We start from the raw sequence: 14,109 nt of genomic DNA, 5'->3' as shown, positions 1-14,109 counted from the left end.
AGAATAGGGAAAGAATTCCCTATTCTTTTGCAGATATTCGAAAGTGCAATAGAAATTTTTGAAGAAAGCAAAGGAGACGATCCATTCCTTGAAATGGACCGTCTCCTTTCGTATGGTCAGATATTCATACCCTAATGTTTGTATCGTTTCGAGTAAATTTCCTCCTGTTTAAATTTCAAACAGCTTTCGATCAAACAATTGTCACTGTACAGTGCTTTTGAGCGTTTTGACCAGGCAGCGTAGTATAGACGCCTGTACTTTGGCCAGGTATACCGATCGCATACACACGGAAATAGAAATCGTTGCCAATCTTTGCCACAAATTGGGTCTTAAGCACATCGCCGTTTCCAACCGTAAAGTTCGGAGTTCTATTGTTCCCATTTACAACGTTCATCTTGAAGCAGTAGGAAGCACCTCTCTTCAAAGTAAAATCTACGGTTGTATCCGAAACCACCTCAGCCTGTCCTAGCGCTGTCTGCAAGGCCCCAACAACCACGGTTCCTGACGAGCCATAGGTGTTTCCGGTAGAAGATGAACTGGAACTATTCTTTCCAGAGCTATTTGAGTGACCAGAATTCTTGCGTTCCAGATTGTCCATAGCCTGTTTAAGCTCCTCTTCAACCGCTTTCACAATCGGTTGATCGTCTTCACTCAACTGGTCGTTTTCCATGACCGCTTCTGCCTCTTGTATAGCTTTCTGCAGAGCATTTGCTGTTGACCGTGTATACTGGGTAAGATCTATCTTTTTAGCACTTTTTAGGAGCGCATCCAAATTGGATTTATTAGCCTTTAAACGCAATTCCAAGATGGCATTCATTAATCGATCGGTTGCTGTATCGACGGTATCTTGTCCGGCGAACTCATCCTCATAGACCTTCTGCGCCTCCTGGAGTGCTTCTTGGAATTCCTCTTTCCCGCGTCCACATAGTTATCTAGGTTATAGGTACCCGCTGCTGTGATTACCTGCAACAATAGAGTCTTATCCCCGCTCCGCATGCCTAACGCATGAATCCACTTAACAAGATTAGTCCAGCTCTTGAGCACATCCTCTTCGCTGGCTTTTGCGATTTGCCTGCACTACTTTTGCTTCTTGAAGCGCCTTTTCAAAACCTGCTTTTACATCCTCGATGACATCATTATAGTCTTCCGCCTGTTGTTGCTCTTCTGCGTAGTCGATCACCTTGTTGAGCAGAGTCTTATCGACTTCTTCCTCTTCCGGTTCCTCGGGTTCTTCAGGTTCTATATCTGCATAGTATTGGGATCGTAAGACAATATTTAGGGTTTCTTTAACATTCTGTTTAACAATATCTAAGGGAAGGATTCCATCCAGGATGTCTTGATAAAATGCATCAAAATTACTGATGCTAGCCATCCATAGATTATTGCCAGCCGCAAAAGAACGATTGATGTCCGCAGTATGTCCCCAGTCCGTCATAAATACACCGTCAAATCCCCATTCGTTGCGTACAATCTTTTGCAACATATCATAGTTTTCCGGTGAATACGCGCCGTTGATCTTGTTGTAAGAAGTCATAATTCCCCATGGTTTTGCATCCTTTGTGGCAATTTCATATCCCTTGAGATAGATTTCACGCAATGCACGCTCTGAAACAAACTCATTGACCTGCTGGCGGTTCGTTTCCTGGTTGTTACATGCAAAATGCTTCAAAGTTGCGCCAATTCCATTGGATTGGACACCACGTACCACAGCCGCGCCAGAATAGCCGGAAATTACCGGATCTTCTGAAAAGTATTCACTGTTTCTGCCTCCCATGGGATTGCGGTGAATATTCATACTTGGTGCAAGGAAAAAGTCAATTCCGCCATCTTTGCATTCACGGCCAATAGACTCTCCATATTGTTCTACAAGCTCCTGATTCCAGCTGGAGGCAATCACAGTCGAACTTGGATATACCTGGAACCCACAGCTTCCCACACCGTCTCCCCAAGGGGATTCATTATAATACCCGATGGTTTCCTGACGGTCCGCCATGGTCATTCCATAAATATCGCGCTCCGTTATCCCTGCCGTACGCCCTGTGACCTGGCGGTCTGTCAATGTATTGACCTCCATCACAGGCTCGCCATTTAGGGTGGGTTTTCCAAAATTTTCAACATCCGGACAGCCGGAACACATGGCAGCCAATTCAACCAGAGTCAAGTCGTCTACAAATGTATCCAAGGATATCTTTCCAGAAGCCACTTCATTTAAAGAGTAGCCTTTCGTATTCTCCTCCATGGACTCTGCATCGACGGGCACGGCTGTCTCCTCCGTGCAAAGTGCACCCGCATTGGTCGAATCCGCATCTTCGTCATATCTTCTTTCTATATTTCCGAATTCCGCCTCAAAAGTTTCCTCAGCGCCGGTCCCTTCCAATACATCGATCGGTTCCTGCGGAACCATATAATGTCCGACATTTTCCGTGGCCTGTGTGGCATTACAAATAAAGGTCTTTTCCCCTGTTATGTCGCGGACGGAATGACCGAACTTGATTCGATACACACCTGCATATAAATAGTATGCAGAAGCAGTCTCATTGTACAGGGCCAAGTCGCTATAATCAAAGGAAATGCTGACCTCCTGAGACTCTCCCGGCTCTAACAGATCGGTTTTTCCATAGCCAAGTAATTGGATGGCAGGTACATCCACACCATCCATACTGTCGTTGTCTGTTGGATAGGAAAAGTACAGCTCAACAACGTCCTTTCCGGCAACATCTCCCGTATTTTCTACTTGAACTGTGGCCGTCATTGTTCCGCTGCCGTCGCTAGAGAGCTTGTAATCACTCCAGGTAAAATCCGTATAAGACAGGCCATAGCCGAATTCATATGTAACCGGTACATCAAACGTCTCAAAATAGCGGTACCCCACATAAATATCGTCTGTATAGTAGACAATAGGATTCCCTTCCTCGTCCGTACCATCGGAGTCCGCCCAATGGGAAGAGGACGGATAATCCTCCCAACTTTTGGCATAAGTATCCACCAATTTACCAGATGGGTTGACAGCACCCGTCAAGATATCTGCGAGCGCATTGCCGCCTTCATTGCCCGGCAGCCCTGCCCAGATAGAAGCGTCAATGTGCTTATCTTTTACCCACTGCATATCCACAGTATATCCCGTGTTAAACACAACAATTGTTTTGTCAAACGTCTGATTCACAGAATCGACCATCGCCAGCTCATCGTCTGTCAAATAGTAACCGCCCTGGGTAGCTTTTCCTTCAGAGCCTTCTCCATTTTTTCGATAGAATACAATCAACGCCACATCGGAATGTTCAACTGCTTGTTGTAGGATTTCTTCTGGAATAGCTTCATCTTTTGTCACATCGTTATACCAGTTGCGAAGATCTTCATTTATTTCCAAATCTTCTGACGCTTCCAAGCCTTCCATGATATCGATGAAATTTTCGTCCAAACCATCATAAAAGCTACCTGTGCTCCATTTGTTCTGTCCAACGCCAAATACAGAGACTACACTCCCTTTGCTCAAGGGTAGTACTGGTACCCCATTTCCTTCTCCTGTTTCTGCATCCTTTTGCTCATTTTCCAGCAGGACCATCCCTTCGTCAGCCAATTGTTTGGTAGTCTGTTTTGTAAAAATTTTTGTAGATTCTTGCAAAACGGTGTCTTTGTCAAAGGCAAATGCGGTTGCTGTGGAAGAGAACATCAGCATTGCAGCCAGTAAAAAGGAACCTACTCTACGCAATGATTTCTGTCTTTTCTCTTTATTGGATTTCATCGTATTTTGTACCTCTTTTCCATACTGTTTTTCATCCAAAATTACAAAAATGTGTGCACATACATTTGTTTTGGATTTCCGTGTTTTGCTGTCCTGAGCATACATCTCCACAGCAAACCAGGACAAGGAGCGTTTTTTCTTTTTCTATTCTATTTTTTAGTATTTTATCCATGTAATTAAAAAATGTATTTATTTAAAATAGGTATAATACTACTATTTAATAACGATTTACTTTAAAAAACGCCTATACAGATTCAAAAATAGATAAAAAGCGATCGATGAAGGAAGGGCATTGTTTCTATTATATTTTTCAAAATAGGTAAATTTGTGTTATACTTATACAATAAAATCGTAAATAGGGAGAGGGAACATCATGAGTCAAAAACCATTATCTTATCGAGGAATTAGCTTTTATAAGTTGATGGGTGCCTTTTTTGTCGTAGTATTTTTATTCGCCGTATTGACAGTGGGATTGACTCTACATTTTATGAACCAAAACAATCAGGCAACAGAAACTTCCTATGCAGAAATGGCCAACAAAGTATTGCAGTCCGCCCCTTCCATGGTTGCAGGTTACTATCAGATTGCAGATCTCATTGCAGATATTCCAGAAATTGGACAACTCTCCTGTGCCGATACGTTTCCCATAGAGGCTCAGGAAGCAAAACAATTTTGGAATCACTTCGATTCTGTCTATCACTCTACTATGTCAGGAGCCGGAAATGTAGCCTGCTTATATTTCCAGAAAAGCAACCATACGATGGGGCTCGGAAGCTACAGCAATAATCCATATCTCAGCGGTGAGATGACCGGTGATTTTGGCCTGACCGAGGAGCAATGGCAATATCTTATTACTGCTGGAACACAAACGCGTGCCTTTTGTTTAAAAACCGATCAAATGTCCTTTGGACGACTGATGCTCTCCAAAGAAATCTATCCAAACGTTGTTCTGTTGGCTGGAATTACGGACTTCAATCTGCAAAATACACTCCAAAATTTCTACCTTCCGCCTAATTCACAGGCCATCCTTCTCACCAGCGATGATCGTTTTATTTCTTCTACAAAAGAGCAAAATCCTCTCGATGGATATCTGTCGTTTACACAGATTTCTAGTATGGCAGACTCCAAGACCATTGACGTGAGTGAATCTCCTTATTTTCTGTTTCACACCCCGTTCGCCGAGGGTAGCGTCGAGCAAATTGTTCTCATCCCCAATACGATTCAAGACGGCCAATTGCAGATGATTCTCAATGTTGTTCTGTTTGCTCTTTTTAGTTGGCTCGTTGCAGGTGGAATCTTTTCGTACTTATTTGCTTCTCGTTTTTACCGGCCCATTGGGAAATTGGTACATGATCTTCCTGTACAGGACATCGACAAAAACGACCCGCATGAGTTCCAAGTGGTTTCTACCGCAGTCCAAAAATTGTATCAACAGGCACAAAATTACGAGCAGCAGTTGAACCAGCAAAATCATCTGCTCGCAGATAGTCTGCTCCTTCGGTTGCTACAGGGAGAACTTTCTTTTTCCGACGAAGTAGAGAGTGCGTTCTCTCATGTAGGTTTTACACTGACATCGCCTTTTGTCATATTGATGGCTCAACCGGAACTTTCCGAGGTGTTGGACTCTTCTAAGAGTGTCCCTTCTTTGGATACATTGCAAGAAATCTTATCCAATTTTTTGGCAGAATCCGATTATTCCTGTTATTTAACAGAATATCGGGGACTTTCTGATCGGTCCAGTATGTCCCCCCTTGGGAAGTGAGTCTTCTATAGAATTGGTTTTACGCAAGCTCCAGGAACACATCCACTCTTCTCTGGATGTACCTCTCTCAATGGTATTAAGCGAGATACATATATCCCATGCAGAGTTCTTCGACGCCTATCGGGAGGCCTCTGAAACTTGGGAATACAACCTCTTGATTGGTGAGGCAGGAACTGTCCGACAATTTCAATCTTCTCATCGTTTGTCTGAGTACGATTCCTCCAGTGTCTTTTTGAACAACATGCGTAAGTTGGAAAACTGCCTTCAAGCTGAAAACGATCAGGAAGCGATTTCCTGTATACGGCATATTTTCCAGACTTTATCTGCTGGTACTCCTGATGCTGCTCCCTCCATCCAAAGGCGATTACATTACCTGTTCGATACGGTTCGTCTATACCTTTGTGAACGAGATGAATCATCATCTCTCTCGAAACGAAAGGACATTACCCCTAAAAAAGGGCAGAACTTAGACGATCTCTGCGAAGAGCTTTGTGATGCATTGCATGCAATACAAAAAGCTGAAGAAGATGATCCTCTAAAAAAACGCAAAATTCACCAAATCACGCAGTATATACAGGAGAATTATCAGGACCCAAATCTTTCGGCAGGAGCAATTGCTGAACAATTTCACATCAGCCTTCCCTGGCTTTCCAACCTTTTCAAGCGGGAACTGCACATCAATTTTTTAGATTACCTCCACCGCTATCGTATTAAAAAGGCAAAAGATTTGATCCTTCAAACCAAATATAATATTGGCGACATCGCAGAAATGGTAGGGTACACCAATGCGGTGACAATGACGCGGGCTTTCAAGCGCTATGAAGGAATCACACCAAGTTGGTATCGTCAGAACCCGCCAGTAGGGCAAAAAAGAATTTAAAAAGAATCCGAGATGAATTATATCCATACCGAGGTTGTCCATCCCCAGCATGGAGAAGAACCTATAAAACCTCAAAATTTATTTCTATAGAAAAGTTCTCTCAATAAAATAAACACTTCTAGAAATAAAATGGAGAGAGATGATTCATTCCTCTACCACTACAACCAGTGTGCTTTTTAAGTTTAGACCAAGAGACAATGAATAGAATCCTCTTACAATAAAACTGTGCAGCCATCTTTCAGATGGCTGCACAGTTTTATTGTACACAGTGTTTCGTCTATAAGTGTCTTTTTTCTTCGATTCCTCTATTATAAGCATTATTTTAAAGTCGTGCTCGTTTTCTTCATCTATCCGATTTCTCTTCTTCTCGAAAACTGGTAAAAGTCTCCTCGCAAAACAAACCGCGGTTCGCTCCCCTTCTGTTTCTTTTGAAATATTCCAGTAGCAAAAAGAATCGCCTGCCATAAACTGTTAGGGAGAAACAAGGTTGTGCGTGCGTCTGAAACGCCGCGCGCCGGGTTCTTTTCCCGACTTTTCAGATGTAAGGAGGATTTTACTATGGATGAGAACAATTGCAATTCCACGCCGCAGGAGCCAAGCGGGAATTTCAAAGAAGCGGTATGTATCGACGCCATGCGCATCTATGACAGTTGTAGTGAATAACACTATTCATTCTATAAATATCAATTTATTTGCAGATGATTTCATCAATCTATACACCACATATTACAATCCGGCGAAACGTTGGGTCCTCACCCAACTAAAGGACCCCTACGATGCGGACGACGTTGTGATGGAAGCCTTCAACTGGATCATTGAAAATAGTATCGACATCTTTTCATCCGCGCAGAAATCCGATCAAGAATACTTATCAAACGTTGTATATAGTTCTGTTCGCCGCATATCTCGAAAATATATTCGGTGTCTTCAGATGAAGAAAAAAAGGATAGATTCTACTTCTGACCTTGACAGCATTTTAGCTTATAGCATATTCACTCAGGAAACCTACATTGAAGTTGACACCATAGAGCAAAAACTAAAAAAACTTCCTAACAAATATCGAAGGGTGATGAAATACTATATTTATGGTTACTCTACGAAACAAATTGCACAGCTATTACAAACCACTCCAGAAAATATACGTAAAATAGAACATCGTGCATGTCAAAAACTAAGACTGTACGAATCTAATAATTTACATATTTTGCCTAAATCTTCTAATATCTTTTGACAAGTTGAGGAAGATTTATGGATTTTAAAAATTTATTCGAATATTCTTCTTTTAAAGGAGGAATATTCATGTCATTTAAAACACACTTTGCAAGCGACATTTATCACATTCGTACAGACAAGCTAAAACTGACACAACAGCAAGTTGCAGATGCCGTATCCATCTCTCTGCGTGAATACCAAAAGATCGAAAAAGGAGAAATTGCCCCCGGTTCTGAAATCTTTCTGCGTCTTGTCTTTTTCTTAGGGGTAGACATTGAACGTTATAGGCAGGACTTATTAAGTCAGACTTCAGATACGTTATAATTGCGCCTGCTGCCCGGCTACAATGTTGTAAGCGGTGCGGGATAATTTTTAATTAACATTCCAATAGTTCGTTCTGTGATGTCGTCTATCGTGGCCGTAAACGCCCTTCCGGTTTCCGCTGTTGTAACAATGGGGACTGCCGCACCTGCCTGCAGGGTCCCTGTCACAAACCCGTCTTTGGTAATTACCCCTTTCCCTTCTACAATGTCTGCGGCAATTACGTCTGCCTGCGTCTGCGCGGTCTGTCATCCCTCTATGGTAGTATCTACCTCCTCGCTGGTGTATGCTAATAAATACGATTCCGTCGCCAATAGACTACACATGTTCCTTCCACATGATGGAAACGTTTTTCGTTACGCTCGCATTGTCTGCAAGAATAGAATTTTCATTCTTAAGGCGCTCCGTCGCCGACGAAATTGCCTATTCCATCGTTAAAGATGCTTGCTAGCCAAAAGTTGCTGTATCTTGCATGGATACGAAGCCATCTTTTATGTAATTCTCAATAAACGACTGTGTCTGTGAAAAGCTGTAGCCTTGCCTATCCATAGTCCTTTGTAGTCCCAACATAGCACTGGACAGGTCAGATGTAACTTTTACAGATTCCCTACCAAAATTAACAAAGGTCCCCACGCTGAACGCTACGGCAACTGTATTACTGATACTGGATATGGCAACCTATCATTCGCCTTTAAGCTCAGATAACCCCTTTTTAAAACCGCTGTTGTCTAATTCTGTGTCAATAATTACTTTTCTGTCTGTCAACCCGTCACCTCTGAACTAAAAATGTGCATAAGAAAACCGCCCCCTGATGGAGTGCGGTTCATTATCTCGTTATTCGTAATGTGTCCACATGCTGTAGATTGCTACTACTTGTTCTTCTTCATACACTTTATACACCAGTCGGTGTTGTGCATTGATTCGGCGAGAATAAAATCCATTTAAATCGCCCACCAGTTTTTCATATGGAGGGGGATTCTGCCATGGATTCTTTTTCATCACACCGACCAGGGACTGTGCTTTCTTGGATAGTCCACTCTGTTTCAGTTTTTGTAAATCTTTTTGCGCGCGTTTTGATAACTTTACTACATACATATTTACCACTCCAGATCATCGGCATTCACCATTTCATCAAGCGGCTGTTCTGCCTCTGATAAAATTGCCTTTGTCAAGCCAGGAACCGATGTAATCTGTAATGTAGCCATTAAGCTATTATATTCCTCTTCGCTCATAATGACGGCGTTCCCTTTTCTGGTATTTACATTGATTACATCATTATAAGTGATCGCTTGGTCGATATATTCAAACAGGTTCTTTCGCAAATTGGTAATGTTTGTATTGGTCATAACAAACTCCTCCTTTTTGCCAGTATATGTACATTATAGCGTACATATACTAAAAAAACAAGAGATTTCTATTTGTTCTTGCCTCCCCTATCCCATACATTTATTTCAACCTATTTGCCCGTAGAAAGAAAGATGCAAACTATGCGTCTGACATCCTTGGAAAATTGCAATTTCAACCCACCTACCCGTAAAGAGCAAGACGCATGTGAGTTTTGGGCGGAAAACGCCGCAGGGATTTCAATCCACTTGCCTGTAAAGAGCAAGACCGTATTCATCAGTCCTTTCAAAATTTCATTATACGATTTCAATCCACTTGCCTGTAAAGAGCAAGACCAAACAGCCCCTTGATCTGGCACAGGCATTGTATATTTCAATCCACTTGCCTGTAAAGAGCAAGACAGCAAATAGTAACAATTCTATGGTGCTACACTTATGCAATACTACTGATTATCTGCCTTTCCCCTCCTTCCACATATGGATATTCAGCGCGATATTACCAATCGCGACATCGATTTCTCCGCGTATTCCGTCAGTTAAATATGTTTGCTTGGACTTCGCACATTTCAATCCTTTTTGTGGCTATACTAATGCCATGATCTATGTGCAGAGTTTTGACTGCACACCATACAGCCACAATGCGATTTCTACACCACTATGGTATACATACATGAACGTTTCATCATCATAATACTGTCTATATTTTTGTTCAAATTCCGCTTTCAGGTTTAACCCCATCCCATTAAAATCCTAAATAGGCAGGGGGATATAACCATCTTCTCTGACGCTTGTCTGGTGGGCATAGTCGCAGAAAATCCTCTTTCGGTAAGATTGGCTGATCGTTGTAATACATGACTTGAACGGGTATAGAATCCTTCAAGATTTCTTCCATTTCATAGAACCAGTTAATATATGCCTCTATGAATAAAATTCCTTTTTTATCTGTGAACTTGTGGGCGATCAGCTCACAGGTTTTTTTAGTGACTTGGTTATATGACAACATACGTCCGGTAGAATCTTTATAGGTGCTCTCTTGAAAAAAGTCACTGAATCCAAAATTGGATTCAGTCAAAATCGCCCTATAGGAATCCATGTCACGCAATAAATGCCCATGAGTTTTCCCTATCATCTGTGCCGCCTCTCGACTATCGAGCACTAGCGTTGATTCTGACAGATTCCGGATAGTATAGCAAGAGATTACACTAATAGTAATAACGTTTATGCTTGGTCGTACGGCGTTATTGCTATTTTTTGTGCTTTTGCATACATCAAATCAATGCCTTGCTTAATTACCTCCGCTTTTGTCAATCCGAAAACCTTGCAAGAGTAATCAATTTTACTTTGGTTATTATCAGAAATTCGGATTTCCATACGTGATCGTTTAAGATCAACTGTTAGTCTTCCTGTTCTCGGGGATATTTTCAACTCCCTCTATTTTGTCCGTACTTAAATGATGTATTATGTATGTTTAAAAGTCAAGAGGATTAGGAAAATTTTCTTTTTCTCTTGCAGAATTTGTCGAAAAGCATTATAATATGAACAAATAGTGAACTATCGGGGAGGGAGATTTATGAAGTGTCCAAAATGTGGGGCGGAAACAGAAAACGGAAAATTTTGTTTGAACTGTGGAGCTGCTATCACAACATCGCAAACTGCTAATATTGCAACACCAACTAATAACAACATATCATCCAATCAAATTCAGCAGCAATTAGATATACAACGTGAACAATTGCGTATACAACAAGCTCAACTAAATTTGCAAGTGCAAAACGAGGCAAAAAAAATAATCTGTCCACGATGCCGCAGTAATAATGTAACTGTACAAGCTGTCGCTGAACAAAAAAAGCGTGGTTGTTTAATGTCCATCGTATGGATTGTTTTAGCTTGCTGTACATTAGGATTAATTATTTTAATACCTCTTTTGACACGCAAGGGTAGCAAGACCAAAACATATGCTATTTGTCAATCTTGTGGACATCGATGGAAAGTATAAATAGTCTCCGCGCCCTCCATAGGGGCGCGGTTTTTATTCTCCTAATAACTTTTTCAGGCGTTCCTGCTCGGCCAATTCTTCCGCTGTGTATCTCTGTTTCAAGTTCACTTGTCGCTTGTGATCCCGGTAAAATTCCTGTTCCCATTTCTCGAGTTTCTTCCCCCGGCGAAGCTTATCGCGGATGGAAACTACTGTGGAAAGCTGTCCTTCCCCTATAGCGTTGAACCACGCGATAAATGTCCACCAGTGGCAAAAGGGCAGGGCGCGCACTTCGCACCCTGCCACTTTATTTACATCCGCCACAATCATGTTGTGATCCTGTTCCCAATCAAGAAGTTTTGGCCGCGGGCGGGTGTCCGTCTCTTCTTCACCACAATTGATAAAGCGCATCATCCAAAAAATAGCCTTTTGATAATCCTTTCGCGGCATATCCGCAAACTCTTCATAGAAAAGCGCCATTGCGACGTATAGGCACGTTTGTTCACTCTCTTCCTGATTGCTCAGACAGGTAATACTATCAAGAATATCCCGGTAATCCGCATTGATTTGATACGTCTTACCGCCAATCTCCACAAATTCCGGTAAATCCCACCCGGCCATTTCTTTGCGCGGCGCTGCTCTCGGTTGATCTTTACAGCAGTTGCCACTTTTGCGTTAGCATCGGACTGATGTTGACGAATGCTATCCTCAATGATAGGTTGTAATACGGCAAGTAGATTGGTTACAAAAGGAAGTACCTTTCAGAAAAGAACGTGAACTCATCCTTGTACTCACTCTCAATAGTTTAACTATATCACACTTTAAGTATCAATTACGATCAACTCTTTCAATGCCTTTCCGTGAAGGGAACAAGTCCATTGATAGGTGTAGTTTCATGTGCACGGTTATTTGTTTCCACGTTTCTCCGAGTATGCGCCTGTCTAATACTTCTTTCAGAGTTCCGTCCTGAACCGTTTGAATCGCTTCTTCCACCCGCTGTTTGGTTTTCAATATCTCGTTAATTTTAGTGTTTATTTGCCCTTCTAAGGCGATAATTTTTACAAAAGCTTAATTCTATTTGATTCTCTCTTTCTCGGCCTCCTGTGGGCTCTTGAGATAAAACAAGCGTTACTTTGGTTGCCAACGCCCGCCATCGTGACAACTCCTCGCACAAACGGTCAATCTCTCTATCCGCTTCTTTGTAGTGCTCTAAATATGCTTTTTTCTCCTGGCTTGTCAAAAGGCCTCTCTCCTCGCTCATCGCTTCACATCCTCCCACATATAATCTAGGAATAACACCATCCCATTGAATTTCACACGACACGGGTGTAAATCTCCACCAGTCACATATTTTCGTCCATAAATTGCTTTCATAATCGCGCCAGACGTCCCACGGCAGGAAGAAAAAGTGCTCTTTTATTCCAACGCATACCGCGGTAGCCGCACCCATTCCAGCGTGATCTTTAAGCGTAGCCATCTGCTCTTGTGTCAGGACGTTCCAGTTCATCCGGTCTGTGGCCGTATATTTGGCCCCAAACTTGATAGTCCGGTGCCGCAGCGGCGGTGAACCTCCTAGTGAACATTCCCTCCCCATTCTTCTGCACCACACGAAACGGCTCCGGAAATTTATCAATCTTTGCGCGCCGCTGTGCCTTGTAATGTCTACATGCCATCTTGATTTCCTCTTCAAACACGTGCCCCGTGCATTATTCACTGTGTTTTGCCATACGCGGCGGACCTGCTGTGGATCGTGCTGCAATCTTCTTGTCTCTTCCTTTCTGGACAGCCGGTTGAATTTGAAGCATCCGATAAAATTGATAGGGGAAACGCCGTTCTCTACGGAATCCGGGTCTATGTAATAGCCTTTTATGGGTTTTGGTTCTTCTCGCCATTCCTTGGTGTTCACTTCTTCAACCTTTGTTCCTCCAATCGGTCCCCAATGATCCGACGACCAGCGTAATCCAGTGCAGAAATAAACAGTGACTATGCCGCAACGGGATTATCTTCATCGCAGGCCTTGAGCGCTTTCTCAACTGCGCTATTTATGATTTCCTGCAATTCCGACCGTTTCACTTTCCTTTCCCCCTCTCCTATTTCAAGAGAGTATTCGGCGTTGTATGTAACGCCGCTGCAATGATGGAAAGCTCCTGATCCGTTACCCTACGGCTCTGCCCCTCTAACTTCGAAAGGTCGGTTGCAGAGATTTCATTCCACGAAGCTGTAGCATTGCCATAAATTCCATCTGTTTCCAACCGGCTGCTTTTCGAAGGTCTGCTACACGGGCTCCTACGATATTCCGGTCACCCAACGGGTAAATGCACGGTCTCACACCTTTACCTCCTTGACATTTTCCTCTCTCTGCGGTACACTAAGCGCGTGAAGAATTATCCCTTTGCCGCTGTCAGAAGTGCCCCTTCTGGCGGCGGCTTTCTTTTTTATCAGTATCATTCCGGTTTTCTTCCTTTTAAAATTTCTGGCGGTCGATCGCTCCATCTGTGATGTGCCTTTGCTACTATCGTCCGTACGATCATCATCCAATACGGCCAGCGTCGCCAACATCAGAATCAGCGTCATCTATGGGTGTGCCATCATCCATTCCAGCATTCGGCTTTCCTCCTTCCATTGAAATCACAAAAGACGCGGTTCCCAAGACGTTTTGAAACTCTTTGGCCACTTCTTCTGCACTTGGGTACACCTTACCGAGCTGATCCGCATACCGGCATATGATACAGATCAAAATAGGCGCTGAAGCCTCTTTCACGGGGTTGATTGCCCCAGCGATATTTTCAGATACCGCCACCAATAAGCGATCCCGTTTTCGAAAAAATACCCTCATCCTCCTGCTCTACGGCTTGTGAAAATTCGTCCACCAAT

Annotated in this window: 17 protein-coding genes and 1 pseudogene; 5 read left to right on the top strand and 13 right to left on the bottom strand. The window is 42.8% G+C overall.

Annotated features, from left to right (window positions below; translation table 11 throughout):
* Window positions 1-190: 190 nt before the first annotated feature.
* The 3 genes and pseudogenes from ACGCCZ_RS15635 to ACGCCZ_RS15625 form a co-directional block, all read right to left on the bottom strand.
* Window positions 191-817 carry a hypothetical protein gene (locus tag ACGCCZ_RS15635; RefSeq protein WP_411656506.1) on the bottom strand — a complete coding sequence of 209 codons (627 nt, stop codon included), beginning with the start codon at window positions 815-817 and terminating at the stop codon, window positions 191-193.
* Window positions 809-901: pseudogene (locus ACGCCZ_RS15630) on the bottom strand (hypothetical protein); the annotation flags it as partial. The pseudogene ACGCCZ_RS15630 and the gene ACGCCZ_RS15635, both read right to left, overlap by 9 nt.
* A 123-nt stretch (window positions 902-1,024) precedes the next feature.
* Window positions 1,025-3,742 (bottom strand): glycoside hydrolase family 3 C-terminal domain-containing protein, encoded by a 2,718-nt coding sequence (locus tag ACGCCZ_RS15625; RefSeq protein WP_411656490.1) that lies wholly within the window; start codon window positions 3,740-3,742, stop codon window positions 1,025-1,027.
* Window positions 3,743-4,115: 373 nt separating this feature from the next.
* On the opposite strand from ACGCCZ_RS15625, the gene ACGCCZ_RS15620 reads away from it, so the two are divergent.
* Together ACGCCZ_RS15620 and ACGCCZ_RS15615 are read left to right on the top strand one after the other, a co-directional pair.
* Window positions 4,116-5,504, top strand: coding sequence for a hypothetical protein (locus ACGCCZ_RS15620; RefSeq protein ID WP_411656489.1), 1,389 nt, complete (start codon window positions 4,116-4,118; stop codon window positions 5,502-5,504).
* Window positions 5,505-5,706: 202 nt separating this feature from the next.
* The gene (locus tag ACGCCZ_RS15615; RefSeq protein WP_411656488.1) at window positions 5,707-6,384 is read left to right on the top strand and encodes a helix-turn-helix transcriptional regulator; all 678 of its coding nucleotides are present in this window, start codon (window positions 5,707-5,709) and stop codon (window positions 6,382-6,384) included.
* A gap of 144 nt (window positions 6,385-6,528) precedes the next feature.
* On the opposite strand, the gene ACGCCZ_RS15610 is transcribed toward ACGCCZ_RS15615, so the two are convergent.
* A complete protein-coding gene (locus ACGCCZ_RS15610) occupies window positions 6,529-6,849 on the bottom strand; it encodes a hypothetical protein (protein ID WP_411656487.1) in 321 nt (106 codons plus the stop codon).
* 178 nt (window positions 6,850-7,027) lie between these two features.
* On the opposite strand from ACGCCZ_RS15610, the gene ACGCCZ_RS15605 reads away from it, so the two are divergent.
* Together ACGCCZ_RS15605 and ACGCCZ_RS15600 are read left to right on the top strand one after the other, a co-directional pair.
* Window positions 7,028-7,615: a sigma-70 family RNA polymerase sigma factor gene (locus tag ACGCCZ_RS15605; protein ID WP_054323843.1), complete on the top strand. Its 588-nt coding sequence runs from the start codon at window positions 7,028-7,030 to the stop codon at window positions 7,613-7,615.
* A gap of 17 nt (window positions 7,616-7,632) precedes the next feature.
* On the top strand, window positions 7,633-7,920 hold the full coding sequence (locus tag ACGCCZ_RS15600) for a helix-turn-helix domain-containing protein (RefSeq protein ID WP_082402161.1): 288 nt from the start codon (window positions 7,633-7,635) through the stop codon (window positions 7,918-7,920).
* A 17-nt stretch (window positions 7,921-7,937) separates the two neighbouring features.
* Here ACGCCZ_RS15600 and ACGCCZ_RS15595 read toward each other — a convergent pair whose 3' ends face one another.
* The 4 genes from ACGCCZ_RS15595 to ACGCCZ_RS15580 all read right to left on the bottom strand — a co-directional run bounded on the left by ACGCCZ_RS15595 (window position 7,938) and on the right by ACGCCZ_RS15580 (window position 10,416).
* Window positions 7,938-8,087 carry a hypothetical protein gene (locus ACGCCZ_RS15595; protein WP_158088935.1) on the bottom strand — a complete coding sequence of 50 codons (150 nt, stop codon included), beginning with the start codon at window positions 8,085-8,087 and terminating at the stop codon, window positions 7,938-7,940.
* Between the two features lie 664 nt (window positions 8,088-8,751).
* The gene (locus ACGCCZ_RS15590; protein ID WP_054323845.1) at window positions 8,752-9,012 is read right to left on the bottom strand and encodes a Txe/YoeB family addiction module toxin; all 261 of its coding nucleotides are present in this window, start codon (window positions 9,010-9,012) and stop codon (window positions 8,752-8,754) included.
* A gap of 2 nt (window positions 9,013-9,014) precedes the next feature.
* Window positions 9,015-9,263: a type II toxin-antitoxin system Phd/YefM family antitoxin gene (locus ACGCCZ_RS15585; RefSeq protein WP_054323846.1), complete on the bottom strand. Its 249-nt coding sequence runs from the start codon at window positions 9,261-9,263 to the stop codon at window positions 9,015-9,017.
* Window positions 9,264-10,002: 739 nt separating this feature from the next.
* Window positions 10,003-10,416 carry a Rha family transcriptional regulator gene (locus ACGCCZ_RS15580; protein ID WP_411656486.1) on the bottom strand — a complete coding sequence of 138 codons (414 nt, stop codon included), beginning with the start codon at window positions 10,414-10,416 and terminating at the stop codon, window positions 10,003-10,005.
* A gap of 414 nt (window positions 10,417-10,830) precedes the next feature.
* Between ACGCCZ_RS15580 and ACGCCZ_RS15575 the strand changes: the two genes are divergently transcribed.
* Window positions 10,831-11,256 (top strand): LITAF-like zinc ribbon domain-containing protein, encoded by a 426-nt coding sequence (locus ACGCCZ_RS15575; RefSeq protein WP_411656485.1) that lies wholly within the window; start codon window positions 10,831-10,833, stop codon window positions 11,254-11,256.
* 33 nt (window positions 11,257-11,289) lie between these two features.
* On the opposite strand, the gene ACGCCZ_RS15570 is transcribed toward ACGCCZ_RS15575, so the two are convergent.
* The 5 genes from ACGCCZ_RS15570 to ACGCCZ_RS15550 form a co-directional block, all read right to left on the bottom strand.
* Window positions 11,290-11,856 carry a Gp15 family bacteriophage protein gene (locus tag ACGCCZ_RS15570; protein WP_054323849.1) on the bottom strand — a complete coding sequence of 189 codons (567 nt, stop codon included), beginning with the start codon at window positions 11,854-11,856 and terminating at the stop codon, window positions 11,290-11,292.
* 403 nt (window positions 11,857-12,259) lie between these two features.
* The gene (locus ACGCCZ_RS15565) at window positions 12,260-12,712 is read right to left on the bottom strand and encodes a hypothetical protein (protein WP_411656484.1); all 453 of its coding nucleotides are present in this window, start codon (window positions 12,710-12,712) and stop codon (window positions 12,260-12,262) included.
* A complete protein-coding gene (locus ACGCCZ_RS15560) occupies window positions 12,699-12,908 on the bottom strand; it encodes a hypothetical protein (RefSeq protein ID WP_411656483.1) in 210 nt (69 codons plus the stop codon). The genes ACGCCZ_RS15565 and ACGCCZ_RS15560 overlap by 14 nt, the downstream gene beginning before the upstream one ends.
* A 503-nt stretch (window positions 12,909-13,411) precedes the next feature.
* Window positions 13,412-13,564, bottom strand: coding sequence for a hypothetical protein (locus ACGCCZ_RS15555; protein WP_411656482.1), 153 nt, complete (start codon window positions 13,562-13,564; stop codon window positions 13,412-13,414).
* 201 nt (window positions 13,565-13,765) lie between these two features.
* Window positions 13,766-14,071: a hypothetical protein gene (locus ACGCCZ_RS15550; RefSeq protein ID WP_411656481.1), complete on the bottom strand. Its 306-nt coding sequence runs from the start codon at window positions 14,069-14,071 to the stop codon at window positions 13,766-13,768.
* Between the last annotated feature and the right edge of the window lie 38 nt (window positions 14,072-14,109).

Origin of the sequence: Anaeromassilibacillus sp. SJQ-1 (assembly GCF_046693725.1) — a bacterium.
Taxonomy (GTDB): Bacteria; Bacillota; Clostridia; order Oscillospirales; family Acutalibacteraceae; genus Anaeromassilibacillus.
This window is presented reverse-complemented; position numbering and strand designations above follow the sequence as displayed.